The sequence below is a fragment of the Nocardia salmonicida NBRC 13393 genome, from assembly GCF_001613085.1.
Lineage (GTDB): Bacteria > Actinomycetota > Actinomycetes > Mycobacteriales > Mycobacteriaceae > Nocardia > Nocardia salmonicida.
Map to the genome: position 1 here is coordinate 88,815 of NZ_BDBR01000015.1, position 24,718 is coordinate 113,532.

Genomic DNA, 24,718 nt, shown 5'->3' on the forward strand with positions numbered 1-24,718 from the left:
CCGACCGGCGTTCGCGGCCACTGCACCGCACCTTGGCTATCGCGGCGATAGGGTATCGGTGTGGGGAAAAGCGACGACGACGAATTTCATGCGCGCATGGAGCAGCAACTGCAGTTGCTCGCCTACGAAGTCGACTTCGGTCTGATCCGCCGCTCACGGCGAGGACAAGATTCCGCTCCGGCTCAGCAAACCCCACCGCGGCAGATCAGCATCATCACCGCAGTCGCCGAAGCCGACCGCCACTTTCTGCGCCAGCTCTACTCCAGCATCCGGGGCCAAGATCTTGGCCCCGGATGGGCATGGACTTGGGAAGTCCAACTCGACGGCGGCCCCCGCCCCACAGAGCCCCTTTTCGCGCGGGAGTTCACGGAACCGGATCCGCGGGTGCGGATGGAGTGGCAACCCAGGGCTGGTCTGCCCTACGCGCGCAACGCCGCTCTTGCCCGCGCGCACGGCACCGCGGACTATATTCGGGCCGTCGATGCCGATGATCTACTCACTCCTACCGCGCTGGGCGACGCCATCGCGATCCTCGAGGCCGACGCGACCCTCGGCTGGACAACGTCGTCGATCTTCGATCTCGATGTCGATCAGCGACTACGGCTCGTGCCCAACGAGCCACCGCAGGGTCGACTGGTCGCCGGAGACACCATGGCCGGCTGGCTCGCACACCCGGCCGCCCTGGCTGTGGAGCCATCGACGGTGACTGTGCGCACTGAACTTCTCGTCGAAGTCGGTGGCTGGCCCGCGCTACCAGCGCTGGTCGACCTTGGTCTGCTCGCCGCGCTCGACGCCACCACCGATGGCTACTACCTGCGTCGACAGGGATTGATGCGGCGCGCGCACCCGGGGCAGATGTCGCGCGCCCTTGAATACCCTGGTCAAGTCGAACAGGCTCGGCCGGTGATTGAGCAGCGATACAACACCATGGCTCGCCTGCGATAGCCGACCGATCCGTTGACCAACTGACAGTTCCTCGTGAGGCTGGTCTCGGATATCCGCTATACCCGCACGAACCGAAACCGTTGTGCCTGCTCTGAGATCATCTGTCCTACACGCCTTCTCGTGAATCTGATGCCGGAATGCGGTATGCCTGCTGGGTACAGATCCCCACGTAGGAGGAGATTTCGCCGTGTCCGAGGGCTCTATCGACCTGCGCACCGACGTGGCGCATTCGGCTCGCATGTATGACTATTTCCTCGGCGGGAAGGATTCCTACGAGGTAGACCGGATCGCTGCTGAACAGGCGTTGCAGCAGTTTCCCTCGGTGCGATTGACCGCCCGTACCAACCGCGACTTCATGCGTCACGCCACGGGATACCTTGTCGAGCAGGGTATCCGGCAGTTCCTCGACATCGGTACCGGCATCCCGACGTCGCCGAATCTTCACGAGGTCGCCCAGGCGCACGCCCCGGAGTCGAGGGTCGTCTACGTCGACAACGACCCGTTGGTGCTCGCGCACGCGCGAGCCCTGCTGGTCAGCGCACCCGAGGGCAGCACCGCCTACGTGCAGGCCGACGCGGCGGACCCGGCCGCCATCCTCGCCAGCCCGGAGTTGACGGAGACGCTGGACTTGTCGAAGCCGGTGGCGGTATCGCTGATGGCGTTGCTGCATTTCGTACCCGGCGACGTCTACGACATCGTCAACACCTTGATGGCGCCGTTGGCGCCGGGCTCGTATCTGGCGATGTCGCATGTGACCACCGATTTCGACGACGGTGATGCCGATCCCGACGGCATGGCTCGACTGCTGCAGGGTCTACGCCGATCGGGGGATCGCGGTACGTCCACGTACGCGCGAGGAAGTGGGAAGGTTCTTCGACGGGCTCGAGCTCGTGTCACCAGGAGTCGAGGTGATTCACCGGTGGCGCAACGCTGGCATCGAGCCCCCGGTCAGCATGGACAAGAAGATCTCGCTCTACGGCGCGGTGGGCCGCAAGGTGTGAGCTGGCCCGGCGCTCTTCGTTGCCGGTACCGCGAGTGAGTTCCCCGGCGGCCTATGCGATAGGGACGTGTCGTCGCCCCTGGTCAGGGCAAGTTCCTTGAATTTCTGTGATGCCCTTCGGCGCTGTGCTGGTGTGTGGGTCGATCATCGGGCTCATCAGAGCGGTCCAGGGATCGGGGTGCGCGTGCTCGTCGACGGGTAGGAGCCCCGCAGTCCATTACAAGGGGATCGCGGCGGTGGTGTCGGTGGTTCCGCGTCCAATATTTCAGCCGGTCGCGGGGATGTGCTCGACGACGTCGGGTGGGAATTCGTCGATCTCCACGCGGGTGCGCACAGGGTCATCGCCCCAGGAGCTGTAGAAAGAGAACGAACTGTCGGAGTGGTCGGTGTCGCGCAACCATGCGTTGACCTGGTTCAGCTTCTCTCTCGCGGCCACCAGCTCGGGCCACTCGCGTGCCCACTGGACCGGGCCGGGCACGTCCCAATGGTGGTAGGTCGCGGCCCCGTCGGTGGTGAGCCAGTGCGGAGCCCACTCTTTCAGTTTGCCGTTGAGCTGATATTGCATGTCCTGACGCGGCCATTGACCAGTCGTACTTGCCAGGAGTGGGTGTCGCGCGGGCGCTGGCGTGCTCGACCACTGTGCGACGGTACGAACCAGCCAGGGATAGATGAGCGGGTGGTGGATGTCGTGGCCGCTGCTACAGCTCGCCGTCGCGAGGTGTCCTTCGATGCCTGGGTGAGGTCCCGAGTGCAAGTCCCAGCGGTCGCTGGCCTCGCAGGTGGGGCAGGTGAGTTGGTGGCCGAGCCAGTATATGGCTCGCACTGAAATAGACACCGCCGGTGCGTGATTCAGGTCAGCCACGTTCATCTGGTCAGCCTATGCCAACCAGACCCGCGCAGTAGCGTGTTGTCCGCGGTGATCGAGCTGGCCAGCCACGGTTCTCCCGTCGCGGTCATTACGCGTGGTTGTGGTCGGACGTGACCCGGAGAATTGCGGACAGTGCGATGAGGCGGGCCCTATCGTTGTCGGGCATGGCGGCTATGACGATTTCGCTCGATGACACGCTCCTGGCACAGGTTCGGCACTCGGCTGGAGAGGACATCTCGGGCTGGATCGCGAAAGCATGCCGATCACGCCTGCTGGCTGAGGCGTGCCGGGCCGAATCCGACTGGGAGCGCGAACATCCGGAAGAGGCAGCCAAGGCCCGCACCGAACTTGCCCGGCAGTACCTGGAGGTCGAGGCCGAGCAGCACGCTCGACAATTGGCGGAACAGGCGTGGCAACGACGCGGGGGTGATGGGGAAGGGCCGAGCGCTCAAGACCGAGAAGACGCCGAAGTCTCCGCGCGCGCTCTACTGGAACAAGCCGAGCGCCAACTCATCGATCGGGACGGTGAACAGCGGGATTGAGCGCACCGGAGTGACTGGCATCCGGTCGTCGTCGCCGCCGGCTACTGATTGCTGCGGTCCTCGGCGGCCGCGATCTCGTGTTGCACCAGGGCGTAGCAGTGCGTGCTCACCAGAAGGGCGGCCCAGAACGTGAGTGGGACCGCCAGTAAGACGACGACATTCGCGAACATCGCCGCCGCCGAGAGGTGGCCGATGGTGTTGACGAGGGTGGCCACGGCAACCAGAACGGAGACAGCGGCACCGATCGCGGCTACCTTGCCGGTTTGGGCCATCTCGCGGTCGACCGAGATGTCGTGGGTGTAGGCGCAGACGCCCAATACTCCGGCGCCGAACAGCGCGACGCCGAAGCCGCTCATGTAGTCGGAGATGTCGGCGTCGGCGGGGACGCTCCAGCAGATGCTCGCACCCAGCCAGGCCATCTGCGCGATGATCGTCGCGACCAGGATCCGGAGCGACAATCGTCGCTGGAGCACGATCTCACCGATAGCCTCGGTGGTGCTCGCGGTGGCAAGGCGGTGGTGGGATAGGAACATTCCTCGAGCCTTCGTCTGGATGGTGCTGGCGCGCTGGGGTTTCGAGAAACTATGGACTGCAATCGTAGTGGAGACATCTGCATCGCTGCTCGTAGTTGGCTCGGGGAACCAACCCGATTACAAAATGAAGCAGTCGAAACCGGTCCGACTAGGCCAGGATCAAAAGGCAGCTGCTTGGCGGTCGCCGGGCCACGAGGGCCAAGTCGATAGGACGCGGCCTCGCTGACCTGGTCCCAGAGGTCGGCCCGTCAGGTTGGTTGGATATTTCCTGCGCGGGCTTCGCCGGTGTACAGAGCGGTGGCGGTGCGGCTGGCGGCGTGGCGTTGGGCGGGCGTCATCTGATGGCATAGCGCGGTGAGGGCCGGGCGGTCGTTGTGGACGAAGGTCAGTGCAGCGCGCCGGAACTCGATTGGCACAGGACTGCGCTCGGCGGCGATGTCGACGAGGTCGTTCGGGAGTCCGCCGAGGGTCCCGATGACCGCTGTGCAGGCGAGTTCGAGCAGATGCTCTGTGGTGGAAGAGTTTTCGCTGAGCTCGGCCAGCATCGTCTCTTCGCAGGTTCGGCACTGATCGAGTGCGGCGCCGAAGACCTTGCCGAGCAGGTTGCCGTCGATGTCGTCGTGGTGCTCGGGGAGCCATCGGGCGCCGTCGTGGATGTGGTCGCGCATGGTGGTGATGGTGGCATCGTTGCGCGGGCGAGGTATCTGATTCCGTCCGAATGAAGGTTGCCCTGTCGTGAGCTCGGGGAGTTCGTCGTCACCGGTCCTCTGATGTGGTGACGCTGGACACATCGCCGACAGGGTGTTCGCCATGACTGGGATGCAGATCGCCCGCTCGCCGCCGGGACAGCGCTGTGAACGGGCCTTACCTGCATAGATCGGTGCCGGTCAGAGATATTTTGTGGATTGCTACCAGTGTGCTGGAGTGTGCAACGGGTCGAAGGGAGTCGGCCCGTTGACAGGCCTGCTCGCCGTGCGCGGGCGGGCCGCTGAAAGGGAATTCTTGTGATCATCACGACCTGGGGGCAGCGCGCCATGGTGCTCGCGCTGCCGATCGCCATCGGAACGGCCGCCGCGGGGATCGCCTCGGCCGCACCCTCGGAACTGGCGCCGGTGCAGGCATCGGCCGCGGCGATCGACCAGCCGGAACCTGTGCTGCCTGGTCTGCCCACCCTGCCCGTGCTGCCTGGCGTGCCGGAGCCGTTCGTCGACGGCCGCCCGACCAGCGATGCCGTGACCTTCGGCGTGATCGAGGGCACGTTGCTCGGTGGCGGGTTCGGTGGCGCCGCGGGTGCTGCGGTCGCTGCTGTGCCGTTCATCGCGACCTCGGCCGCTGCCGGTCTCATCGGTGGCGCGATCGGCTGCACCGTCGCCCCGGGTCCGGGCTGCGTGGTCGGCGGTGCGATCGGTCTCGGCGTCGGTATGGCCGCTGGTGGGGTGCTGTTCCTGCTTCCCGCTACCGCGGCGGGCGTCGCGTTGGGCGCGGCGGCTGGTGGCGTCGCTGGTGCGTACGCGGGCGCGTACGCGGATTCGGTCCTGCCGAAGTGATCCCGGCTCCGCGCTGGTTGTGGCGGGGTTCGAATGCAGCGCCGTCGGCGAGCGCGCCGGATCCTGCCTTGGCAGGGACGTGTCGTTTCGGCTGGTAGAAGCGGTATTCGGGCTGGCTTCGGCGATCTATGGCGCCGGGGTGGGTTCGATCTCGTCGGGGGACGCTGAACCGGGGTAGTGGTAGTGGCCTTTGCTGATGCGGGTCAGTCGTGACCGGTCCACCCAGTAGCCGAGGGCGTTGCTGACTTTTGCTGGTGTGACCAGGCGCCCCCGCGTGTCGAGGCGGTCGGTCACGTCGGTGGCGGTGAATTGCTCGCCGGGCAGATGAGGTGCCAGATTGCGCGGCGCAGGGGCAGTTGCGCGAACACTGGGTCGATCTCGTGTGTCGTGAGGGGGGTCGTCGGCTTCTGTGATCAGGTCACGGCACGCTTGCACGAGCTGGACTGGGGCGGTGACCTCCAGGCCGAGGTTGCGGCCATGGCGCAGGGCGGCCAGCAACGCTTCGAGGTCGTCAGCTAGGGCGTCGACCTCGGAGCGCGCCGTCATCGCGCTGTGCGGAGCCGTCGTTGTCATGGGCACAGGCTAGTCCGGCTGTGGCGCATCGAAGTCGGCGATTCAGCCCTGCTGTTGGGCCTGCTGGTCGAGATCGTCGGGACGGATGTGGACATGACACGGGGAGGTCGGCGTGGCTTGGGTTTCCTCGATGTCTTCGGGGCCGGGCAGGCCGGCGGCCATTCGGTGTAGCTGTGCGATGTCGGCGCGGGCTTGAGTGGGCAGGTGGTCGTGTGCCGCTGTCCAGGCCACTTCCTCGAGGGGTATCGGGGGACGGCCGAGCAGTGCGAGCGTGGTGAAGCAGTCCGTCGCCCATGTCCACTGCCGATTGTTGAATTGGTAGGCGGGCTGGTGCAGCCAGTAGCTGTACCAGCGTTCGCAGTCGTCGGCGCTGGGCGATGACCACGGGTCGGGCAGCGGCAGTTCCGGGATGCGGTAGGCCATGCGGTGAAGCCCGCGGCTGGTGTTACGCCAGGCGAGGATTCGGCGGTGACGCAGTGGCGCCAGAAGTTCGCCGAGTGTGGCGGGGCTGATGGCTTGGGCGGCGGCGTGGCGTTCGTCTTCGGGCAGCCAGGTCAGTTCGGCAGGGTCGTCGAGCTGGTGGGACCAACAGACGTTGTGATCGTGCAGGGTGGTGCCGCTGGCGATGTCGGTGACGATGACCCGGGACACGGTGGCGTCGATGACGTTGATCAGCACGGCACGGGGGTCGGTGGTGAGGGCGCGAGCCCAGTCGATCGCGCCGGTCTGCATGGTCTGCAGGCGGGTGTTCCACCAGTCGTCTGCCGCAAGGGGGTAGCAGGATGGGCAGTAGTGGTTGCCGTCGCGTAGTTGCTGGAACGGGCGCGGTGATTGTTCACGGCAGCGTGAGCAGGTGCGGGCGGCGATCCAGACGGCGTGGCGAGCTGGCGTAAGCGCGCGGAGCGCGACCGCGTCGTCGATGGTGTAGAGGTCGTAGTAGTCGCGGCGGATGAACAACTCGGCGATCGGTGCCTGGTCTTCGGCGGGACGGGACCGGTATTGCTGGCGCAGCATGGTACGGGTGGCCAGCGCCGCGGCCGGGAGGTCGCCGTAGCGGTAGAGCGGCAATCCGCGCGCACCGCGGGTGAGCCGTCGTGAGGGTAGATGCCGCCGATCGACGTCGGCGGGCATCGGGGAAATGGTCCAGCGGCGGGCATCGAGGTAGGTGACTTCGGCCGGGGCCAGCCCGGTGTGGCCGGTGGTGACCGCGACGCGCAGGATGTCGGTGCCGGGGCGCACGCCGTCGGGAGGCAGGACGACACCGCGCAGTTGGTGGATCCCGTTGTCGAAGGCGACTTCCACGCCGTGCAGGGGAGTCCAGTCGATCCCCGCCGGGTTGCGTGGTGGGGCATCGGCGTTGCGTGGGGTGTCGTAGCGGGTGAGGGCTTGCAGGGCGCGTTGGTAGGAGCCGCCGTAGCGGGCGGCGCGGCGGCGGGCGGCGTCTCGCAGGTAGGTGTTGGTCATGATCGGTGGCCTTGTCCCCGCGAACATCCCACGCCCTGTTCGCGGTACCACGATCGAGACTCCGACGAGGACAACTACCGGTGCAGGTCAACGCTTTTCGCCGCGGTTCGAGCGAACCTTCCTCCCCACGAGTTGCGGCGTGGGACGCGAACTCGACGGGAGCAGCCACGCGCGAAGCGGCTGACGGATTCGCACTCTAGCCGGTGGTACCGACAGGAAACCAACGACCGCGTCGGCGCCCGAATCTTCGAGCGCCGCCGGTCTACAGCCGACCTCGGCGGCCGGCCAGCTCGACGATGAACAACGGCACCTCGAGGTGTCGGGGCCAGTCGATTTCGGTCAGCTCCGGGTCGGTGGTCAGCAGCAGCATCGTGTTGACCGCGCCGGTTTCGGCGTAGCGCTCGAGCTGTTCGTGGATCTTCTCGGCGTAGTGCCAGCTGCCTTCGGCTTTGACCTCGATCCCGACCGTGTGCTGATCGTCGAAGACTGCCAGGTAGTCGATTCGGCTTCCTTGTGCCTGGGATGTTCCTTCTGACAGCTGGTACTCGTGGTGGAGGGTGAGGTCGTTGTCCACACCGGCGTCGGCCCATGCTTGTTGGACGAGTTCGTGCAATTCTTCCTCGTGGCTGTACCGGCCGAGGTCGCGGTCGTCGAGGAACGGGTCGACGAACGGCCTGATGTAGTTGTTCCAGATCGGTGAGGAATTGGCCTGACCGGGGGACATGCCGAACACGTGGATGAAGTGCTTGTCGAAGTAGTCTTGGTCGTTGTTCTGGCCTGGATGCTGTCCCATGTCGATCCTCCGGTGGCGTGTCGTTTCTGTTGGTCGCGCTGGATTCAGCATGAACCTGGGGACCGACAAACTCGGCACGTTCTGTTGTGCAGTGCGAGGTCGAGCTGCACGGGGTGTTCTGGTGGCGCACACAGGCATTCGTCTGAGTGTCAGGGCCAGTCGTAGACGGTGACCGCGACGCCGTTGCCGCACAGCCTGTCGGTGATCAGCGGCTCGATCTGGTCCCAGACTCCTCCGGCCAGGCCTGTGCCGATCCGTGGCATGTGGACTGTCGCGCCGAGGGTGCTCGCGGTGGAGGAGAGGCTGGACAGGCAGCGGCCGAGGGCATCGTAGCGGATCGGTGCGGTCGTGGCGCGCGAGGTCCGGATGCCGTGCTGCCCGATCATGTTGGCGACGTGGAGATCGTCGTCGACAGCGACGAGTTGGACGGCGCCGAGGGCGAAGTCATTGGCGATGCGGTCGCGGTGCCAACGCCGATAGGACTGTTCTGATTCTGGCCACCGATGCGATATGGCGGTGACGAACCCGCGGCCCCAGCGTCCGGCGTCATTGACGATGTGGGCGATGATCTTCGGCCCGTCACCGGTGGGTGTGGTGGCGTCCTCGGTGATGTAGCTGATCGGTAGGGACATGGGGGAGCCTCCTCGTCGTCGGCGCGTGACGGTAGCAGCGGGTACCGACAACGAGAGGTAGCAGATCAGCTCGATCCGCCGCCGGTGAGCAGTTCCCAGTGGAGACGGCTCGGACCGGTCGGTCCCGAGACGTTGGGATGGGTGGCGAGCCAACGCAGGACACGCTGTTCGACTTCAGGGTCGGCATAGGCGACATCGGGGAGTTCCATCAGATGACGTACGCGTGCGTGCGCGCGCATCACCTGGGGGTCGTCCCTCGCGCACCAGGGCGCTGCTGCCGCGACTGCTGCGGAACGGTCGTCGGGCTGCTGCTCGGCGCTCCCGCCGAGGCGGGCCTCGTTCAGTGCGTCCGTGCGGACCTGATGTTCGAACCAGGGAAGCAGTGTCTTGCTGTTCCAGCGGTGATGCGCCACGGCGAGGTCGGTGTCGGAGACGTGATCGACGTGGTCGGCCACCCATTGTGCTGACAGCAGTGCCTGTGGAATGCCCAGTCCGAGGGTGGGGTTGGTGTGCATCGCGGCGTCACCGACGGTGAGCAGACCGGTGACGATCGGCTCACCGTCGGCGACAAGGCAGGTGGTGCGGTTGTCCAATCCGGCCATGGCGTGCACGTCGCTGACAGGGTCGCTGTCGAGATCGAGCCACTCGCGGCAGCCGGGAAATCGTCGCGCGACGGCTTCGAACGTCGCAGGGTCACGCAGCGCGGCCCTCGTGGGATCGCGAGTTGAGACCAGCAGGTGAACCGCGAAGATGCCGTTGTCGCTGGGGAATACGCCGCCGCGCGCGAATGGCGTCGACGAGCCGGTGACCGCGGGTTCGGGCTGGCGGACATCGTTGGGGCGGCGCCGGTACCACCGGCAGAAGTAGGCGATGTTGGTGCGGTGGCTTCGCGTTTCCGGTGCGCGCACACCAGCTTCGACCAGCCATCTCGGGATCGGCGAACGCCGTCCCGCGGCGTCGATGACCAGATCCGCAGGCACCACCGTGTGATCGCAGACGACACCGGTGACGCGTAGCGCGCGGGTTGCGCGGTCGATTCGTAGCCCGGACGGTGTTGCTCCGTGCGAGGTCCGGACGCGGTGTTGGTGGCCTACCGCGACGGCGAGTGCGTGCTCGACGACGATGCGGCGGGCGCGCACCGTCACCAGATCCTCATCACCTGGCTTCGGTACCGGTCGGTGCGGAAACGGGTCGAAGGCGTGGTGTTCTTGTGCGCCGAGCTCGATCATCGCGGCGTAGACGTCGGGAGCTCGAGCGCGCAGCACCGTGCGCACCGGGGCGTGCAACGTATGCGGTTGCACGGCCTGAGGCACGCTGGGGCGCCGCCAACCGAAGAAGTCTTCGTCGAGATCCACTCCGGCGCTTCGGCGTTCCTTTTCCAGCACCGTGATGTCGTGGCCGCGCCGTCCCAGGAACAGCGCGACGGCAAGCCCCGCGATCCCACCACCAACAACGACGACCTTCGCCATGCTGAGCTCCCCTCACCTGGGCCGGTTCTGAAGTTGAACGCCTGTGCGGGGCTGGGTTACCGCTGTTGGTGGGCGGTGTCGAGCTGGTCGCGGGCGAAGGTGGTGTTGTGGGGCCAGTCGGTGGTCAGCAGTTTCTCGAGTCCGGGGCTGTCGCTGGTGAACCGCTCGGGGGCGGGGGCGGTGATGTCGTCGAGCAAGTCGGCGATGAGCTGGGCGAGGGTGCTGGTGCCGCTGCCTCGATAGCCCCAGTTGATTCCCGGGGCGTCGCGGCGCGGGACGAAGTGGATGGTTCCGTCGGCCAGGCGGACCCAGATCGGTTTGTCGAGGGTGAGCGCGGCCAGCGCGCTGGTCGTCGGCAGTCGATGGGGGACGGCGGCAACGATGTCGCCCGAGGCCAGGCGGACTGCGGGCGCGTCGGTGGCCGGGTCGGTCAGGTAGTCGGTGATCGTGGCTTCTTCGCCGGGGGCCAGATGCCCGTAGAGGATTTGGAAGCCGGCGCTGGGGGCGGTGGGGAGTAGGCGGGCAGCCCATTCGACGCCGAGTCCAGCGCTGGGGTCGACACGTTCGGCGGCGGTGTACGGGAATCCGTCGGTGTGTCCGGAGGCGAGGACCGCGAGAACGGCCTCGTGAGCGAGGGTGTCGGTGCGCGCGGTGACGCTGAGCCACCCGTCGCGCAGCACGACGTCGTTGAGCTCGACGGGTTCGGGTGCCGGCGGATTGGTCGCGGCCAAGACAGTCCACTGCGCCCTGTTCGGGTCTGCGGCCATCTCCTTGACCGTCTCGGCGACGTCGTTGCTCGCGCGGCACAACGAGCCATGGGCGAGATTGACCAGCACGGCGTGGGCGGTGGTGGTGTCGGGCAAGGTGTCGGCCAGCCGCAACAGCGGCGCCGGGTCCGGTTGCGCGCCGGTGACCGACACGATGGCCGTCGGATCGCCGGGTTGCCACTGGCGCATCGCGGCTGTGTCGCGGAGTCCGTCGGGCCAATATGGTGCCCGTCCGCCCAGGAGCAACGCGAGCTCCGGCCAGACCGGTTTGACGGACTCGAGGATGGTGCCGTGCTCGTCGTGGACCGCCAACGTCGGCCCGCGGAACCCGAAGTCCGAGCGGATCCGGATCACCCGCGGCACCTGCGGGACCAGGGTGGATGCTTCGGCGGCCAGTCGGTCGCCCCAGAGCGTGAGCACGGTGGGCCACAGCAGCCGCAGCACGATGCCGTGCACCGACCAGTCTTGGACCACTGCGTCCTTGATCTCACGTGCTTGCTGGTAGACCGCGTCTCCGCGTGGCCAATATTGCAACGGCACCACGGCGGCGGCGTCGGGGGCGTGTGCAGCCAGCCATGCCCATACCTGATCCGCGTGCCAGCGGGGCTGTCCGTCGGCGTCGCGGTGGCTGTCGGGGAATCCCGGTTCGCGCAGCCATCGCCGATCGGCGCCGAATTCCTGGCTCAGCTCGTCGTAGTTCAGTTTGTCGATCTCCCACTGCGACATGGGGCGGCCCTCCTGTTCGACTGTGCCGAATGGGTGTTTCGGCAATGGATTTCGCTGTCACCAGCCTGGTTGTGGAGCTTCACCAGGCGCTGGGTTCGGGCCGTCGGGGCCTTCGTCGGCCTGTCGGGTTGTCGTTGCTGTCGGTGTTCGCCCAGGTCGCGCCGCCGCGCCAGAATGGAGCCATGTGCTCGCAGGTGTGATCGGGTTCGGTGTCGGCGTAGTCCTCGCCGGTGCGTTCGGCCATCAGCAGCCAGAACGACTTCGCCGTGGGCATATGGCGGCTGGTGAGCCAGGTGTAGCCGGGGATCTGCTTGCGTATGTCGGCCAGCACGCGGGTTGCGATGCCTTGTCCCTGCAGGCTCGGGTTCACGTCGAGGTTGCCGATGAAGGCGCGGCGGCAGTGGTGGCAAATCAAATAGCTGACCTTCCCGACCGGCCAGCCGTCTCGGTCGCGGTGGTACAGCGTGATCGAGCGGACGTCGGTGGCGGCACCTGCGGTGATCGGCGGGCCGAAGGCCTCGAACCTGATGGTGCGCAGGGTTTTCCATCGTCGGTATCGTCTCTGCGGGTTCAGCGCCCGCAAAAACGGGTGGGATGGAGGTGGCCGCAGGTACTGCGCGTACACATCCTCGGCCTGCTCATCGACGTCTGCAGAATCGCTGTCGGTGTGTTCACCCACCATAGTCATTGGCCCCCTTCGGCATTGCGCCGATTGTGCCCTCGGTCACCGACAGGTTCTGCTCATCCGCATCTTCTCGGGGAGCACGGCTGAGTTCTACGTGCGCGGCCTGACGTTTCTGAGCCTGTTCACATCGCGCTGGCTCATCCCGAGCTCAACGTTCGGGCCATCGATGTGCCGGTACGGGTATTTCGCAATGAGGGCGGCAGCGATGAGGTCACCGTTGGACACGTAGGAGCCGATCGCTCTCTGCACCACGTGTTTCATGTCGTAGGAGCCGATGGGGGTGGATTTGATCGGGCGGATGTTGTCTCGCAGCAAGGCCGCGATGTTCATGATCGCGGCCTCGTGGTTGGTGAGTGCGCGTCGTTCCTCCTCGAGCGCAGCGCGGTGCTGCGCGAGGGTGCTACCCGGCTCGCGGTACACGCCGATACCGGAGCAGTTGAGCGCTGGGTTCTGTTCCATCACCTTCGCCAAGGTCAGCATCGGCCCGAGGGCCGCGGAGTTGATCTGCGGGATGGAAGGCGGCGTCGTCGCCGGGCGCCGCCGGACGGGCTCGCCGCGGCGGCGACGGCAGCGTGCGTGGTCGCACCGGGAGCCGTCGGGGATTTCACGAACGGTCAATCGCGACAGCGCGCCGGCCGCTCTCATCCCTTCGAGCACGCCGGGCAGATGCTCGCGCTTGGTCACCGAGTAACCGCTCAAATTCCCGATCCATAGATCTCGTTCCTCGGTGGGCCGGTCCTGCAGTGCCCCGCAAGCCTTTCGAACCACATCATCGAGCTCCCACCACCGTGGGCCGGAGCTGACCGTGACCGCCATTAGCGGGCCGTGCTCGGCAGCGATACCTGTCCAGAATTTGCAATAGGTCCACGTCGTCCAGGGCCGCAGCGGCGGAAGGAGCTGCGAAGAGCTGGAAGGTATTTCGGTCCCGGCTGGGGCGGCGGGGATGTTGAGTTGGCGGCGCGCGACCATGTACGGGGTATCAGTCTGGGCCTGGTGGCTGCGGACCTTGGCCTTGGTGCGGCGGTTGCGAGTCATCGTGAGCTCCGTCTCGCGGGATGTCCCACGCCCGATCCCGCCGGGGTACTTGGATGACCTGGCGTTGTCGCTGCTGCTACGCGATTCGGGCGGGAACCTTGTCTTCGCTGCCGCGGGCGGGCGTGGGCCGTCGCGGCTCGGAGCGGGCACGCGTAACCGTGCCGCAGAGAAGTTTACCGCGGACGCGTCAGCGCGAGGTCGTGGACAGCTACAGTATTGGATGCAGTAGCGCCCGCCTGATTCCGAGCCGATCCGAGCCCCGCGTGCTCCCGGCTACGATCCGGAACAAGGTCCGCCCTTCGGGCGCGGATCGCGCCGAGAGACGCTGTTGGCCAGTCATATTCACCTGGCGGGGGACGCGGGACGCTGCCGGAGAGATGGTCTGATGACTTCCAACGCGCGCCGCAAACAACGTGCCCGATCCCGCAAAGCGGCCCTGAACCTGTCCTATGCGGCCGCCCGGCACATGGTGGTCGGCACACCGGATGAGCTGACGTTGTGCCCGGCCTGGTGTGTCGAGCACCGATTTCACGAAGGTGATGGGCTGGATCCGGCCGACACCGGATTTGCCGTCCACAACGGGGTCTCGGTCCCGGTCGGCCGCTCCGAAGCGGGTGGGGACACCGCGATCCAGCTCAGTGCGACGATCGACGCGCTCCCGGCGACAAGCACGATCGATGTCGTGGTGCATGCCGGAGTCGAGGGCGACCTGTGGTGGACCTTGTCCGAGGCCGCGGTTGTGCACGCCGCACTGGGCGAGTTGATCGACGCGGCCGACGAGCCGCTGGATGCCTCTGGATGTCCGAGCTGGTGTATTCGCCACACAGTCATCGACGCGGATCGCCTCGACCCTGCGAGCGTGGAGTCGCTCCTTCACGCGAGCGCGCCGATCCCGGTGCCTTCGATCCACGTGGGCGAGCTCGCCGCGCACGTCGAGACCGATGTCGACACCGCTGGCCGTCGAGTCGACGAGATTCTCATTACCGCCGGTGAATTCGCGCCGGTGGTGTGGCTGCTCGACGCCGCCCGTACCGCGCACTCGGTGTTCGCCGCTGCACTGCTCACCGCGTCGACCGATCCGCGGTTGCCGCCGGCGGCAATCCCCAGCTGAGCCGATGCCGCCGGACGGCAGGTCAAGGCGCGCCTGCCGTCTCGGCGAGACCGGCTACTGTCACGCTGGCCGGTCAGATAGTAGTGCCGCGAATTCTGCGTGGAGCACGCAGAATTCGTTCTTCCAGGGATCCTGGAGGACCCAGAATTCCAACCCGCGTTCTTGCTGGTGATCGACGCTCACGGCACCGAGCGCTTCGAGTCTGGCGTGTCCTCGGCGTCGGCATCGTCGGTCTCGATGTCGAGGTGCATCCGGGATTTGGACGACTTGGGGGTCGGTGGTCGCTTGGAGCAGTATCCGGACGTCGGTGTCAGGCATCTGGAGTCGGCGGTATATCCGTTGGCTCTGCTCGATGTTCGTTTCCTCGGTGGCGCCGAGGGCTCGGCATCAGAACCGCGTCGCACAGTCGAGGTCGTCGAACATCGATCGCCTATATGTGCGGGTCGTCTTCGACAGCGTCGTCCGGTCGGCTGAGAAGCAAAAAGCTCAACCGGCGGAAGAGTACCTCCCCGACTGCGAGTGATTCGCCGCCACCGACAACGAGTGGGTCGGCGAGCATAGCTGTTGCGGCCAGGACCGACAGTGCCGCATTCCTCATGCCGACAGTCGGCGCGATCTGCGTGAAGAGATCACGCAGATCGCCCGCTCCACGAGCGACCACCGTCGCTTCGAACACCCATACCGGGCCATCTTCAGGGGAAGCCACGATGGCATCGAGGGCGGTAAGAACCTCGTCGGGATTCCAAGTGTCAGGGTGGGCGTGCAGCCACGCGAGAGTCTGTGCGCGTTCGTCGTCATGCACGCTCGGGGCGAGGGGCTCGTCGACCGACGTCTCGTCTACGGGCGCGGGTAGGTTCACCACGACCTGCAGGCACGTTGTTCGCAACGGGTCGCTATCGAGAATGGTGAAGAACAGCGTGCGAGTCATCGCGGCGAGTCCGTGACCGACACCGGAGACCTCGTCGAACGGATTGATCTCCCACCCAGGCTCGGAGACTGCGCGCTTGGCAAGGGACTCCAACCGGTTGACCGCGTGCGTACTCATGTTCTCTCGCCGAGCCTGCGGATTCTTCTGCGCAGCCACGGCAGCTATGCGGGCGGATTTCCACACGAGGCTGTAGATCTCGCCCAGGGACCTGTGCTCGACGAGTCTTTCGATCGCGGCCCACATTCTGGCTTGCTGGTTCACCGGGACTGCGGGCAGATTGTGCTCTTTGAGCTGATCGTTGAGGTAGCGCGCTGCTTCAGCGGCGAGGAGCTCGGCAACCACATCCAGCAGTTCGATGCGACGATCTGTGGTCATGGTGGCGGGGTTGAGCGCAGCCACAAGCTGGGCATCAAGGCGTTGCGCGGCGGCTTCTGGGCTGCTTCCGCCGGGCACGTAGAAGAAGACCTTGGTCGGATAGTACGAGCCGGTGAGTTGCGGTGTCGGCAACGTGTCGAGATCACCATTGGCAATCCGCCGTGCGGCATCGAAACTCTCGTGCACCCATACAAACGCGGCCGCAGGGCTAGAAGCCGCGATGCGTACCAGGTCCGTGTCCACCAAGTCCCCCAGGAGCTCGACAACCTTGTGTCGGTCGGGGTGCCAGGGCTCTGGCCAATCTGCGACCGGCTCGATCGGCGCGGTGCTGGGGGCGTACCGCAGCAGTGCCAACGCGGCGATCTGTTCTCGCACTCCAGTATCGGGTAGCAGCCGTTCGGGCGAGGGGAACGCTGCCCCGTATTGCTCGTCGAGAACCTCTTGTTGGATCTGGTGCCACCGATCGCGCGCGTCGTCGCGCACTTGTGCGGCCTGTCTTTTGATCCTGGCCGCGTCTCTTCCTGCTTTGCGTGCGGGGTCGATGACCGTTTGGATCGCACGCAGCAGCGAGGGAGTGCACTCGACGCAGTCGGGTGGGTTGCCGATGCACAGTTGCGCGAACGCGGATCGAGACGTGAGGCTGAGCGGCCCAGCGCATCCGGGGCATGTTCGCCCCGGAACGACTGCTCGCACCCCTGCTGCGGCGACGGAGTGGGGCTGCTGACCCCACTCTTGGGTGTCGATATCGCGGACCTTCTCACTCCATATCGGCGTCCCGAATTCTTCGGCGAACCCGTCTATGGACCAGTAGCGTTCGCCGATCGTCACGAGCTCCGGATCGGCCACATCGTCGGGAATGACGGTGGGGACGAGAGCCGACAGAGCTTCGATGCCAGTCCGCGATTCGGAAGTCTCGGTCACGCGGGAGATTCTATGTCTCGCTACAGCATTCACGTTGGCGCATCCACTGCTCCCTGCGATCGGTTCCCTGGCCCTTGCCCCGATGCACCCCAGAAGGCGGCCCTGCGGTAGCTGCCGGGAGACCGTGTAGGGCCAGGGAACCTCGTACTGACATCGCATGCGCCTGTTCGAGGACCGCCAGACGCAGCTCCGTGGATTGCCGGCCGCCTCATCGACGGCGAAACGGCGGTCCGGTCAACCGTTCGGTTCTGAGCGCCGAACCCGGGCATCGTCTGAGGAGGCATCGGATCGATCTGGCGATTCGAAACGAGGTTTCGGCGCTCGGCCTTTACGGTGCGAGGATGTCCCGTCGCAAACCAACTATTCCAGAACGCGCGCAGTTGGCCCGCGCCGCAGTGGAGTACATCGCGCACCATGTCGAGCGGGAACCTGACCAGGAGCCCTACGATCTGGCGTTCCGTGGGCTAGGCAAGATCGGATGGCTGCACTCGCAAAGTCGGGACGGGATCGCCGCCTATGCCGCCGGGTGCTGGATCAAGGGCGAGGAACCCTATGCCGGTATGACCCCGGCCGATCTAGATGACGCCGAACGGGGTCGACAAGCACAGTCGCGGCACGGCCACCGCGTCGCTGCCCAGCACAACAAGGAACTCGAAGCAGCCATCGACACCCGTGATCACACCAGCGTGCGTTGTGTTGGAGCCACAAAGTCTGGTCGTCCGTGCAACATCGGGGCGCTTCCCGGACGAAACCTTTGCCATATCCATGCGCCCGAGCTGCAATGCGGTGCGTTGAAACCCAACGGGCAGCGCTGCGCGATTGCAACCGGCGGCCGCGGTTCGTGCGCCGCGCACGGTCGCTGACTTCGTTCTCGCTGGGCCGCTGACGTTGAACATGCCAGGGGAGGGGTCGGTGCCCTCGCTGATAGCACACGTCCTGACCGGGCGGTCCTTCCCGATGTTCGGCGAATAGACGATGGCCGAGATAGATGCGGCGGCGGCCGCAGTCGACCTGCATCTGGGCGGGTGCGATTGCGGCCGTCCCAACCTCGATCGAAGAGCAGTTCAGCATGGTGCTCGATCAACGCGTCAGATGTTGGCGCTGGTTCGAGCGAATCATCAACGTAGTCAGCGTGTCTGAGTGGTTTGTTGGCATCGCCACGACGGTGAGCGAGATGGAACGTGAGTGCCCACCGCGCTCCAGATCGCGCCCACCCAGAGCTATAGCGACCACAGGGCCGTGCGCCGCCGCTGGGTGACCTGCCTCCTCGGAAAGTTCAGTTCGCGACGACGTGGTCGACGACGGCCGGGCCTTGCTGTGCCAACCCCGAGTCCAGCACCGCGGTGCGGTAGTCGTCCCAGGCCGTGAGCTTGGGCTGATCTCGGTCGGCGCCGCGCTCGACCATGCGCTCTCGGATCCGGGCGGTGTCGGTGTTCACCCACGCCGTCCGGATCTCGACATCAGTAGTCTCGGTGACTGATCGGATGTAGTCGGAGAGGAGCACGCCGCTGTCCGCGGCGGCTCGGACGTGCCCCAGGAACGGGGCATCGACGAGGACCGGGCAGCGAGCCCCGACCCTTACCGCGTGACTCAGCAGAGCCGAGTAGACGTGTGGGGCGACGACCCGGCGGTAGAGGTCGCTGTCGCGGTCGAAGGGGCTGCCGTTCAATTCCGACATCACCGATTCCTCGAGCCGCGGCGCGAAGGTATCTTTGTCCAGCACGACAGGATCCACCAGGTCGGCCAGAAACCGTGTCGCCGTGGATTTTCCCGATGCCGGGAACCCGCAGATGATCGTCACCCCGCTTGTCGCCACCGTCGCGAGCTGCCGCAGCGAGGTCAACGCAATCGACGAAAACGGTAGAGGCCGTGGAGCATTCGCAGGAATTGTCATCCGACCATGTTGCCCCGGCAGCGCGCGTGAGTCGCGGCAAACACTCGTTGACGGCAATGAGAGGTGCCACTTCACTGTTTGATGGATGGGTTGCGGATCGGATGCCGCCGTCACGTCAAGGTCGCTGCTCGGCCTCGTACAGCTTGCGCGCGTTGGCCGCTGCGGCCTGGAATTCAGGGGAGAAGCGCAGGCACTGTTCGAGCAGGGCCTTCATAGGCTCGGTGATGGTGAGTTCGGTGAATCGAGCGACCAGCTCGGCGGGGCGGTATTTCCATTGGCCGTCACGGACCTCGATGAACAGGGCGGTGAGTTCGGGGGTTGGGTTGATGCGAGCGAAGAGGGCGATGTCGTCGAGCGGGAGCTCCTCGCGGTCCAGCGCGGTGAGGATCGGCGGCCACAGGAACAGCTCCGAGATAGGGACCGTGTCGGAGCCGAGCCATTCCATGGCTGTTTCCGGCGCCATCAGGTGTTCGAACCAGGGTCGCAGGTCCCACAGTCCTCGGGATTGGTCCCAGATGTCTTGGTAGTGCTGGCGTGCGTCTGCGATCGGGTCGATTGCGGTCTCGCTCAAATCCTGTGCCTCCTTGGTATGTGGCAGCCGGGGTCGGCGGCCGTGTGGGGCAAGCAGTTGGTTGCGGTTGTTGTCAGGACTGGCGTTTCCAGGCCGGTCGTGACCTGAGTGTCTCGGCGGCGATGGTCGATTTGCCGCGTTCGCCATTGGGGCGCTCGTAGACCACGGTGTTGTCGGGTTGGATGTACCAGGCGCCGCCGGCCACCGGGGGGTCGGCGGTTTCGACGTAGACCTCGGCGCCGGTGATGTCGATGTCCACGTCTTGCTCCTACCGCTCGTGGCAGGTCCTGTGCCTGCGCACATATGAGGTTATCGAACGTATGAGCGGCCACTGGGCGGCGCGTCCAGTGTGATCAGGGCTACGGCTTCGGCGGTAGTTCGTCGGTGTTCGGGCGTAGGTTCCGGCCAGTGACACCTGAATTCGTAAACCAAGTTCTTGCGGCGTGGTCGCTGGTCCGGGCGGACCTGGAAGCGCAGTGTGATCGGGGAGTCGGTTGCACCGGCCGCGCGGCCGTCGGGACACCGGCTTGCTACCGGCACCTGAGTAAGCAAGAGCGAGAGACAGCGAAGCTCATGCGGGAGGGAGCACGGGTTTTCGTCGATCGGTGGCTACCCGCGCTGTGGCCTGCATGCTGGTTCTGGTCGGTGCCTGACGGCGGATACTGGGCAACTCCGACAGCGATCTACCAATGGCAGGACGGCCGGTGTGCGATCTGCGCGGAACCCTGGGACAAGGGCGGGCACTGGGGCATGGTGCTCGACCACGACCATAAAACCGGGCTTGTACGTGGTTGGCTTTGCCGCAATTGCAATGCAGCCGAGGGCCATTCGACCGTGGACGGCCGAAGGTTGAACTATCGCAACCGACCACCCACCACGATCCTCGGCGTGTGCCGCTTGTACAGCAAACGCGAGTCCAAGACCCGGCACGTGCCAGGGCCCGGACAGCTGACCCTCGGAGATCTGTAGACACTCCACCCCGCACGCCGAACTCGCTCCCGAATTTGCCAGGCAGGCCAGACCCCGGGCGGTCTTGCCCAGCCGTGGCGCGGGCGTCCGGATATGCCCGCAGCCCGGTGACAGCCGCGTCGATACTGTGCCCGGTCACTGTGTTGCGCACGCCCGAGGGCTTCGAAACTGGTACGGTCCGCCGCGGCCCCCAGGACCTTCGCCAGCGACATCGAGGAGATTTGCCACCGATGAGCAGCATCGACCTCATCATCCTCACCTTCAACAGCGCAGACCTGCTGCCCGCGTCGGTCGAATCGGTGCGGACCCAATCAGTGCACGCCGACGTCACGATCACCGTCATCGACAACGCCTCCACCGACGACACCCTCGCTGTCGCCCGTGCCCTGGGTATCGAGCCGATCGCCAACCCGACCAATATCGGGTTCGCTGCCGCGGTCAATCAGGCCGCCGCACGAGGCGCCGGCGACTACGTCGCCCTGCTCAATCCCGACGCCGTGCTCGGCGATGCGAAGTGTCTCGAAGCGATGCGCGAGACCCTCGACGATCACCAGATCGGTGAAGTCGGCACCCGCATCATTACCGACGGCAAGCCCTACCCCAACGGCCGCCGATTCCCGTCGACGGCCACCGCCGCCCGCCACGCGATCATGGGTGCCTTGCGCCCGGGAAATGCCGCGAGCCGCGAGTATTTCGGTGAGGCATTCGGCAACCCCGATGCCGACCAGGTCGTGGACTGGGTTTCAGGCTGCTGTTTGATGATTCGCCGACCCTTATGGGAGGAGATGGGCGGCTTCGACACCGCGTACTGGATGTATCTCGAAGACGCTGATCTCGCCTGGCGTCTGCATCAGCGTGGCTACCGAACCGTGCTTTCCGGTCCTGCGTGGGTTACCCACCACGGCGGTCGATCGAGTCGCTTCCGCCGCAACAAGTCGCTGTGGCAACACCACCGCAGCGCGGTAATCTTCTACGCCCGCACGCGCACCGGCTGGAAGCGGGTCCTGCTACCGGCTGCGATCGGCTTTCTCGGTGCCCGACTGGCAGCATTGATTGCCCTCAACACCATCCGGAGGTTCACCGTCAGCCGGTGATGCCAGGTCTGTCCGACCCGCCGCTATGCTCGGGGCGATGAGCAGCGGCGCCGACGATTCTCCTACCAGCAACGATTCCGTGTCGTTGCAGATGGCCCGACGCTTTCTGGGTCGGTCGGTGGAATTGACGATCGACCGGCCACTAAATAGCCGCCATCCAGTTCACGGCTTTCGCTACGAGGCCAACTATGGGTTCGTCGCTGGGACCATGGCACCTGATGGTGATGAGCTCGATGGCTACTTCCTCGGCGAGACCGAACCGCTCGAGACCGCGTCCGGGGTTTGTGTGGCAGTGATCCACCGCACCGGAGATGACGACGACAAGCTGGTTGTCGTGCCCGAAGGCACCGATCTGGACGACGAAAGCATCTCCGCGGCAATCGCATTCCAGGAGATATCAGGGTGCTACATCATCGTCAGGTCACGGTGAGCGCGGCCGAGGTGACCGACGATCTGGCGCTGTTCGGGGGTTAGTTTTCGGTGTCGCTGCGGGTGCGCAGTTCAGCCAGGTCGATGCGGAGATGATCGGTGGGGCGTTCGGTTTCGAGGTCGAGCCAGCGACTCAGTGCATGCCGCCGGTCGTATTCGAGTTCGTCGTCGTGGAGTTCGCCGTGGTGGTGGGTAACGTTGGCGAGGATGGACGCGGCGAGGTGGCCGGGCGAGGAGCCGCCGTAGCCGAACTGCCAACCGTTGTGGCGGTTGGTGTTGCCGCGGGGAAGCAGGTGCAGTCCGTCCGGGGCTTCGAGGAAGACCGCGATCGCGCCGGGTTTGTCCTCGTTGTCGGCGATGATGCGCGTCGCGCGGTGCCAGAGTTCGCTGTCGCAATGGTCGGGCCATTCGGCGGCGATTGTCTCGGGCCTGTGTGGTCGTTGGGCGATGAGGTTGCCGTCGAGGTCAAGGCCGAATCGTGCGGTTTCACCGCCGATGAGCGAGGCGGCGAGTTTGCGGTGCCGGCGGCCGCGGCGTGCTCCTGCTGGTTCCCAGCTGATTTGGTCGAGGAAGCGTTGGCCGACCTGTCCGCGCACGTCGGCGACGAGGGGCTCGGGAATCGACGGCATGGGTGCTTCGATCCTTTCGGCACGCAAAGTAAAGATCACCGCGTCGACGGCGCGGCTGATCGCGTCATGGAGTTGTGGGTCGGGGTTGTCGGCGAATTCATCGGTGTCCTCGGCCCACTGGCGCAGTTCGGTCAGCGCGGTGGGGAGTTGGGCGATGGTTAGCGGCGCTCCGGCGGCTTCGATCGCGGCTTGGTCGGCGTCGGTGAGCTCGACAGCGGTCATGGCCACGGCCAGATGGTCCTCGTCGAGGTCGAGCGGGAGATTGCGTGCGCGGTCGCGTATTTCGCGCGCCAGCCATGTTCGGTCCTGGGGGCGGGAATGCCGGAATCCGGCGTCGCGCCCACGGAGCAGGTCTGCCAGCGCGCGCTCACCGAATCGGGCGGTCTGTGCCCGGTCGTTAGGTTTGCGGGCCAGTAGATGAAGGGCATCGGCGTAGAGGCGGAACTCGTAGGGGTCGACGAGGAATGGCACCGGTCCGCTCGGTCCGGTCGCTCGGGCGTGCTGCCATCGGTCGACGGTTTCGATCGTGTAGGACTCGCCGGGAAAGGTTTCCAGCGGTGCCCCGATGAGCCGGTCGACTTCGTGCAGGGAGTCGAGGGGATGGAAGCTCGGGTCATCGGGTTCCCATGCGGTGCTGGCGCTGACCGTGGGTCGTCGCAGAAAATTGCGCGCTGTGCTGGTGCGGGGGATCGCGGTGCGTAGGACGGCGTTTTCGATGCGGGGGCGTTGGTGTTCGGTGCGTTGGATGTAGACGATCCAGACCGCGTCGCGGCCCCGTCCGGCCAACACGGTTTGGTTGAGTTGGGCGGCGATGTCACGGATGTCGTTGTAGAGCATGTTCGTGCTGGCGTGCAGGGTCGAGAGCACGACGACGGTCCGTTCGGTCTCGCCGACGTGGCCGGAGAACACGCGCACGTGCTGCCAGGTGACGCTGCCCGGCCAGCCGGTGGGGCGGTCGATGAGCAGGTCGACGGTGCGGCGCAGTGGTTGTTCGGCGTCGGGCAGCAGTGAGGCGACCAGGGTGATCTCGCGGCCCGCCGCGACATCGCGGTAGACCTCGATATCGGCGCGCCGGTGCAGATGGATTCGTGCGTTGATCCGAATCGGCTGTGCGAGTCGGCCTTCTTGGACGAGCTGTTTGACGCGCTGGTGAGTGCAGCCGATCCTCTCGGCGGCGTCTTGCGCGGTCATCAGATCGGTCGACATCGTCATATCAGCAATAGAAGCAAATGAACTAGCAACATTGCAAGCGTTTATGCAAAGTTGCTTTCGGTCTCGGCCTCTGCGGCTCCTTCGGTAAACCCAAGGGATCCGATCACGACCGTAAGGAATGATGACAATATGTCCGGGACCTCGTCGTCTGCGTCGACTCCGCCGAGCTGGCCTGTGCAGCCCGGCTACCGCGAGGATCTGTTTCGCGGGACGGCGGAGTACTACTCCCAGTACCGCCCCGCTTACCCTGTGTCCCTGTTCGAGGACCTACTCGCTCGGACAGGGCAAGGCGGTGGCCTCCTCATCGACCTTGCCTGCGGCACAGGCGAAATCGCGATTCCGCTGCACGATCGGTTCACCCATGTCCAGGCGGTTGACCTCGAGCCCGACATGGTCGAGGTCGGTCGCCGCAAAGCCGTCGAATCGGGCGCGACCAATATCGACTGGAGCGTCGGCAGAGCCGAGGATCCGGTGGTCACCGCCCCGGCGCAGTTGGTCACGATCGGCAATGCCTTCCATCGCCTCGACCGAGGCCTGATCGCCGAACGCGCCGGTCAGTGGCTGGATCCAGGTGGTTGTCTGGCGATTGTGGGCAGCAGTACACCGTGGAGTGGAACCGAACCGTGGCAAGCGATCGCCGTCGACGTGGTGGCTCGATGGTCCGGCGAACCGGGACGCCCGGCGAGTACGTCGCCAGCGGCCGTCGACAGCAGCGTCTCTCCGCGGCGCACCCACGAAGAGATCCTCAGGGAGGCCGGGTTCCTCGACGTCACCGAGGACCAGTTCCCGACACCGCACGTGTGGACGGTGGACGAGTTCCTCGGATTTCTGTGGTCGACCTCTTACGCCACCCAGATTCGCCAGGACCCCGCTCTCGCAGAACAATTCGAGAAGGATCTTCGAGCACAGTTGCTCGACTTCGAGCCTTCCGGACAGCTGCAGGAGTCGATCGCGCACTACTACATCCTCGGCCGCACCCCAGACCCGTCGCGCACGTGATCGCCGT

The 24,718-nt window shown here is 65.7% G+C and carries 27 protein-coding genes; 10 read left to right on the forward strand and 17 right to left on the reverse strand.

Features of this window, described 5'->3' with window-relative positions; genetic code table 11:
* Window positions 1-96 precede the first annotated feature (96 nt).
* Window positions 97-945 carry a glycosyltransferase gene (locus tag NS1_RS17425; protein ID WP_157125269.1) on the forward strand — a complete coding sequence of 283 codons (849 nt, stop codon included), beginning with the start codon at window positions 97-99 and terminating at the stop codon, window positions 943-945.
* 187 nt (window positions 946-1,132) lie between these two features.
* Entirely contained in the window at window positions 1,133-1,984 is an 852-nt protein-coding gene (locus NS1_RS42645; RefSeq protein WP_218019937.1) for an SAM-dependent methyltransferase, read from the forward strand.
* Window positions 1,985-2,210: 226 nt separating this feature from the next.
* Here NS1_RS42645 and NS1_RS17435 read toward each other — a convergent pair whose 3' ends face one another.
* A complete protein-coding gene (locus NS1_RS17435) occupies window positions 2,211-2,510 on the reverse strand; it encodes a hypothetical protein (RefSeq protein ID WP_062985933.1) in 300 nt (99 codons plus the stop codon).
* Between the two features lie 476 nt (window positions 2,511-2,986).
* Here NS1_RS17435 and NS1_RS17440 point away from each other — a divergent pair, with 476 nt between their 5' ends.
* A complete protein-coding gene (locus NS1_RS17440) occupies window positions 2,987-3,355 on the forward strand; it encodes a hypothetical protein (protein ID WP_157125270.1) in 369 nt (122 codons plus the stop codon).
* A gap of 41 nt (window positions 3,356-3,396) precedes the next feature.
* On the opposite strand, the gene NS1_RS17445 is transcribed toward NS1_RS17440, so the two are convergent.
* Both NS1_RS17445 and NS1_RS17450 read right to left on the reverse strand, forming a co-directional pair.
* The gene (locus NS1_RS17445; protein ID WP_062985937.1) at window positions 3,397-3,888 is read right to left on the reverse strand and encodes a hypothetical protein; all 492 of its coding nucleotides are present in this window, start codon (window positions 3,886-3,888) and stop codon (window positions 3,397-3,399) included.
* 248 nt (window positions 3,889-4,136) lie between these two features.
* On the reverse strand, window positions 4,137-4,556 hold the full coding sequence (locus tag NS1_RS17450; protein WP_157125271.1) for a hypothetical protein: 420 nt from the start codon (window positions 4,554-4,556) through the stop codon (window positions 4,137-4,139).
* 336 nt (window positions 4,557-4,892) lie between these two features.
* On the opposite strand from NS1_RS17450, the gene NS1_RS17455 reads away from it, so the two are divergent.
* On the forward strand, window positions 4,893-5,435 hold the full coding sequence (locus NS1_RS17455; RefSeq protein ID WP_062985946.1) for a hypothetical protein: 543 nt from the start codon (window positions 4,893-4,895) through the stop codon (window positions 5,433-5,435).
* Window positions 5,436-5,561: 126 nt separating this feature from the next.
* Here the strand turns inward: NS1_RS17455 and NS1_RS17460 are convergent, their stop codons facing one another.
* The 8 genes from NS1_RS17460 to NS1_RS17495 form a co-directional block, all read right to left on the reverse strand.
* A complete protein-coding gene (locus tag NS1_RS17460) occupies window positions 5,562-6,008 on the reverse strand; it encodes a hypothetical protein (RefSeq protein ID WP_062985948.1) in 447 nt (148 codons plus the stop codon).
* 42 nt (window positions 6,009-6,050) lie between these two features.
* Complete coding sequence (locus NS1_RS17465; RefSeq protein WP_062985950.1) at window positions 6,051-7,472, reverse strand: hypothetical protein; 1,422 nt, start codon at window positions 7,470-7,472, stop codon at window positions 6,051-6,053.
* A 262-nt stretch (window positions 7,473-7,734) separates the two neighbouring features.
* Window positions 7,735-8,265, reverse strand: coding sequence for a hypothetical protein (locus tag NS1_RS17470; RefSeq protein WP_062985952.1), 531 nt, complete (start codon window positions 8,263-8,265; stop codon window positions 7,735-7,737).
* 149 nt (window positions 8,266-8,414) lie between these two features.
* Window positions 8,415-8,897, reverse strand: a complete 483-nt coding sequence (locus tag NS1_RS17475) for a macro domain-containing protein (protein WP_062985954.1) — start codon at window positions 8,895-8,897, stop codon at window positions 8,415-8,417.
* Window positions 8,898-8,962: 65 nt separating this feature from the next.
* Window positions 8,963-10,366 (reverse strand): NAD(P)/FAD-dependent oxidoreductase, encoded by a 1,404-nt coding sequence (locus NS1_RS17480; RefSeq protein ID WP_062985956.1) that lies wholly within the window; start codon window positions 10,364-10,366, stop codon window positions 8,963-8,965.
* A 56-nt stretch (window positions 10,367-10,422) separates the two neighbouring features.
* Window positions 10,423-11,859: a hypothetical protein gene (locus NS1_RS17485; protein ID WP_062985958.1), complete on the reverse strand. Its 1,437-nt coding sequence runs from the start codon at window positions 11,857-11,859 to the stop codon at window positions 10,423-10,425.
* Between the two features lie 79 nt (window positions 11,860-11,938).
* Window positions 11,939-12,547: a GNAT family N-acetyltransferase gene (locus tag NS1_RS17490; protein ID WP_157125272.1), complete on the reverse strand. Its 609-nt coding sequence runs from the start codon at window positions 12,545-12,547 to the stop codon at window positions 11,939-11,941.
* A gap of 87 nt (window positions 12,548-12,634) precedes the next feature.
* Window positions 12,635-13,228 (reverse strand): hypothetical protein, encoded by a 594-nt coding sequence (locus NS1_RS17495; RefSeq protein ID WP_218019938.1) that lies wholly within the window; start codon window positions 13,226-13,228, stop codon window positions 12,635-12,637.
* Window positions 13,229-13,964: 736 nt separating this feature from the next.
* On the opposite strand from NS1_RS17495, the gene NS1_RS17505 reads away from it, so the two are divergent.
* On the forward strand, window positions 13,965-14,690 hold the full coding sequence (locus tag NS1_RS17505; RefSeq protein WP_062985964.1) for a hypothetical protein: 726 nt from the start codon (window positions 13,965-13,967) through the stop codon (window positions 14,688-14,690).
* Between the two features lie 60 nt (window positions 14,691-14,750).
* Here the strand turns inward: NS1_RS17505 and NS1_RS42420 are convergent, their stop codons facing one another.
* Both NS1_RS42420 and NS1_RS17510 read right to left on the reverse strand, forming a co-directional pair.
* A complete protein-coding gene (locus NS1_RS42420) occupies window positions 14,751-15,008 on the reverse strand; it encodes a VOC family protein (RefSeq protein ID WP_169812793.1) in 258 nt (85 codons plus the stop codon).
* Window positions 15,009-15,120: 112 nt separating this feature from the next.
* Window positions 15,121-16,914, reverse strand: a complete 1,794-nt coding sequence (locus NS1_RS17510; protein WP_062985966.1) for a hypothetical protein — start codon at window positions 16,912-16,914, stop codon at window positions 15,121-15,123.
* Between the two features lie 341 nt (window positions 16,915-17,255).
* On the opposite strand from NS1_RS17510, the gene NS1_RS40085 reads away from it, so the two are divergent.
* Window positions 17,256-17,777, forward strand: a complete 522-nt coding sequence (locus NS1_RS40085; protein WP_157125273.1) for a hypothetical protein — start codon at window positions 17,256-17,258, stop codon at window positions 17,775-17,777.
* 413 nt (window positions 17,778-18,190) lie between these two features.
* On the opposite strand, the gene NS1_RS17515 is transcribed toward NS1_RS40085, so the two are convergent.
* The 3 genes from NS1_RS17515 to NS1_RS17525 form a co-directional block, all read right to left on the reverse strand.
* Window positions 18,191-18,757, reverse strand: coding sequence for a P-loop nucleotide/nucleoside kinase family protein (locus NS1_RS17515; protein WP_062985968.1), 567 nt, complete (start codon window positions 18,755-18,757; stop codon window positions 18,191-18,193).
* A gap of 166 nt (window positions 18,758-18,923) precedes the next feature.
* Window positions 18,924-19,379 carry a hypothetical protein gene (locus NS1_RS17520; RefSeq protein WP_062985970.1) on the reverse strand — a complete coding sequence of 152 codons (456 nt, stop codon included), beginning with the start codon at window positions 19,377-19,379 and terminating at the stop codon, window positions 18,924-18,926.
* Window positions 19,380-19,452: 73 nt separating this feature from the next.
* A complete protein-coding gene (locus NS1_RS17525; RefSeq protein ID WP_062985972.1) occupies window positions 19,453-19,638 on the reverse strand; it encodes a hypothetical protein in 186 nt (61 codons plus the stop codon).
* A gap of 314 nt (window positions 19,639-19,952) precedes the next feature.
* On the opposite strand from NS1_RS17525, the gene NS1_RS42425 reads away from it, so the two are divergent.
* From NS1_RS42425 to NS1_RS17535, 3 genes are all read left to right on the forward strand, one after another.
* On the forward strand, window positions 19,953-20,348 hold the full coding sequence (locus NS1_RS42425) for an endonuclease domain-containing protein (protein WP_084503801.1): 396 nt from the start codon (window positions 19,953-19,955) through the stop codon (window positions 20,346-20,348).
* Window positions 20,349-20,578: 230 nt separating this feature from the next.
* Window positions 20,579-21,442 (forward strand): glycosyltransferase family 2 protein, encoded by an 864-nt coding sequence (locus tag NS1_RS17530; RefSeq protein ID WP_062985974.1) that lies wholly within the window; start codon window positions 20,579-20,581, stop codon window positions 21,440-21,442.
* 37 nt (window positions 21,443-21,479) lie between these two features.
* The gene (locus NS1_RS17535; protein WP_218019939.1) at window positions 21,480-21,872 is read left to right on the forward strand and encodes an inorganic diphosphatase; all 393 of its coding nucleotides are present in this window, start codon (window positions 21,480-21,482) and stop codon (window positions 21,870-21,872) included.
* A gap of 40 nt (window positions 21,873-21,912) precedes the next feature.
* On the opposite strand, the gene NS1_RS17540 is transcribed toward NS1_RS17535, so the two are convergent.
* Window positions 21,913-23,712: a helix-turn-helix transcriptional regulator gene (locus NS1_RS17540; protein WP_062985976.1), complete on the reverse strand. Its 1,800-nt coding sequence runs from the start codon at window positions 23,710-23,712 to the stop codon at window positions 21,913-21,915.
* A 129-nt stretch (window positions 23,713-23,841) separates the two neighbouring features.
* Between NS1_RS17540 and NS1_RS17545 the strand changes: the two genes are divergently transcribed.
* Window positions 23,842-24,711 carry a class I SAM-dependent methyltransferase gene (locus NS1_RS17545; protein ID WP_084503802.1) on the forward strand — a complete coding sequence of 290 codons (870 nt, stop codon included), beginning with the start codon at window positions 23,842-23,844 and terminating at the stop codon, window positions 24,709-24,711.
* Window positions 24,712-24,718 lie beyond the last annotated feature (7 nt).

Bases quoted from the DNA above. Each gene is read 5' to 3' on its own strand.
- NS1_RS17545 (WP_084503802.1), top strand. From the start codon at position 23,842: ATGTCCGGGACCTCGTCGTCTGCGTCGACTCCGCCGAGCTGGCCTGTG.
- NS1_RS17460 (WP_062985948.1), bottom strand. From the start codon at position 6,008: ATGACAACGACGGCTCCGCACAGCGCGATGACGGCGCGCTCCGAGGTC.
- NS1_RS17425 (WP_157125269.1), top strand. From the start codon at position 97: ATGGAGCAGCAACTGCAGTTGCTCGCCTACGAAGTCGACTTCGGTCTG.
- NS1_RS17470 (WP_062985952.1), bottom strand. From the start codon at position 8,265: ATGGGACAGCATCCAGGCCAGAACAACGACCAAGACTACTTCGACAAG.
- NS1_RS17445 (WP_062985937.1), bottom strand. From the start codon at position 3,888: ATGTTCCTATCCCACCACCGCCTTGCCACCGCGAGCACCACCGAGGCT.
- NS1_RS40085 (WP_157125273.1), top strand. From the start codon at position 17,256: ATGTCCCGTCGCAAACCAACTATTCCAGAACGCGCGCAGTTGGCCCGC.
- NS1_RS17490 (WP_157125272.1), bottom strand. From the start codon at position 12,547: ATGACTATGGTGGGTGAACACACCGACAGCGATTCTGCAGACGTCGAT.
- NS1_RS17505 (WP_062985964.1), top strand. From the start codon at position 13,965: ATGACTTCCAACGCGCGCCGCAAACAACGTGCCCGATCCCGCAAAGCG.
- NS1_RS17530 (WP_062985974.1), top strand. From the start codon at position 20,579: ATGAGCAGCATCGACCTCATCATCCTCACCTTCAACAGCGCAGACCTG.
- NS1_RS17535 (WP_218019939.1), top strand. From the start codon at position 21,480: ATGAGCAGCGGCGCCGACGATTCTCCTACCAGCAACGATTCCGTGTCG.
- NS1_RS17485 (WP_062985958.1), bottom strand. From the start codon at position 11,859: ATGTCGCAGTGGGAGATCGACAAACTGAACTACGACGAGCTGAGCCAG.
- NS1_RS17475 (WP_062985954.1), bottom strand. From the start codon at position 8,897: ATGTCCCTACCGATCAGCTACATCACCGAGGACGCCACCACACCCACC.
- NS1_RS17440 (WP_157125270.1), top strand. From the start codon at position 2,987: ATGACGATTTCGCTCGATGACACGCTCCTGGCACAGGTTCGGCACTCG.
- NS1_RS17465 (WP_062985950.1), bottom strand. From the start codon at position 7,472: ATGACCAACACCTACCTGCGAGACGCCGCCCGCCGCCGCGCCGCCCGC.
- NS1_RS17540 (WP_062985976.1), bottom strand. From the start codon at position 23,712: ATGACGATGTCGACCGATCTGATGACCGCGCAAGACGCCGCCGAGAGG.
- NS1_RS17450 (WP_157125271.1), bottom strand. From the start codon at position 4,556: ATGCGCGACCACATCCACGACGGCGCCCGATGGCTCCCCGAGCACCAC.
- NS1_RS42420 (WP_169812793.1), bottom strand. From the start codon at position 15,008: ATGCCTGACACCGACGTCCGGATACTGCTCCAAGCGACCACCGACCCC.
- NS1_RS17480 (WP_062985956.1), bottom strand. From the start codon at position 10,366: ATGGCGAAGGTCGTCGTTGTTGGTGGTGGGATCGCGGGGCTTGCCGTC.
- NS1_RS42425 (WP_084503801.1), top strand. From the start codon at position 19,953: ATGCGGGAGGGAGCACGGGTTTTCGTCGATCGGTGGCTACCCGCGCTG.
- NS1_RS17435 (WP_062985933.1), bottom strand. From the start codon at position 2,510: ATGCAATATCAGCTCAACGGCAAACTGAAAGAGTGGGCTCCGCACTGG.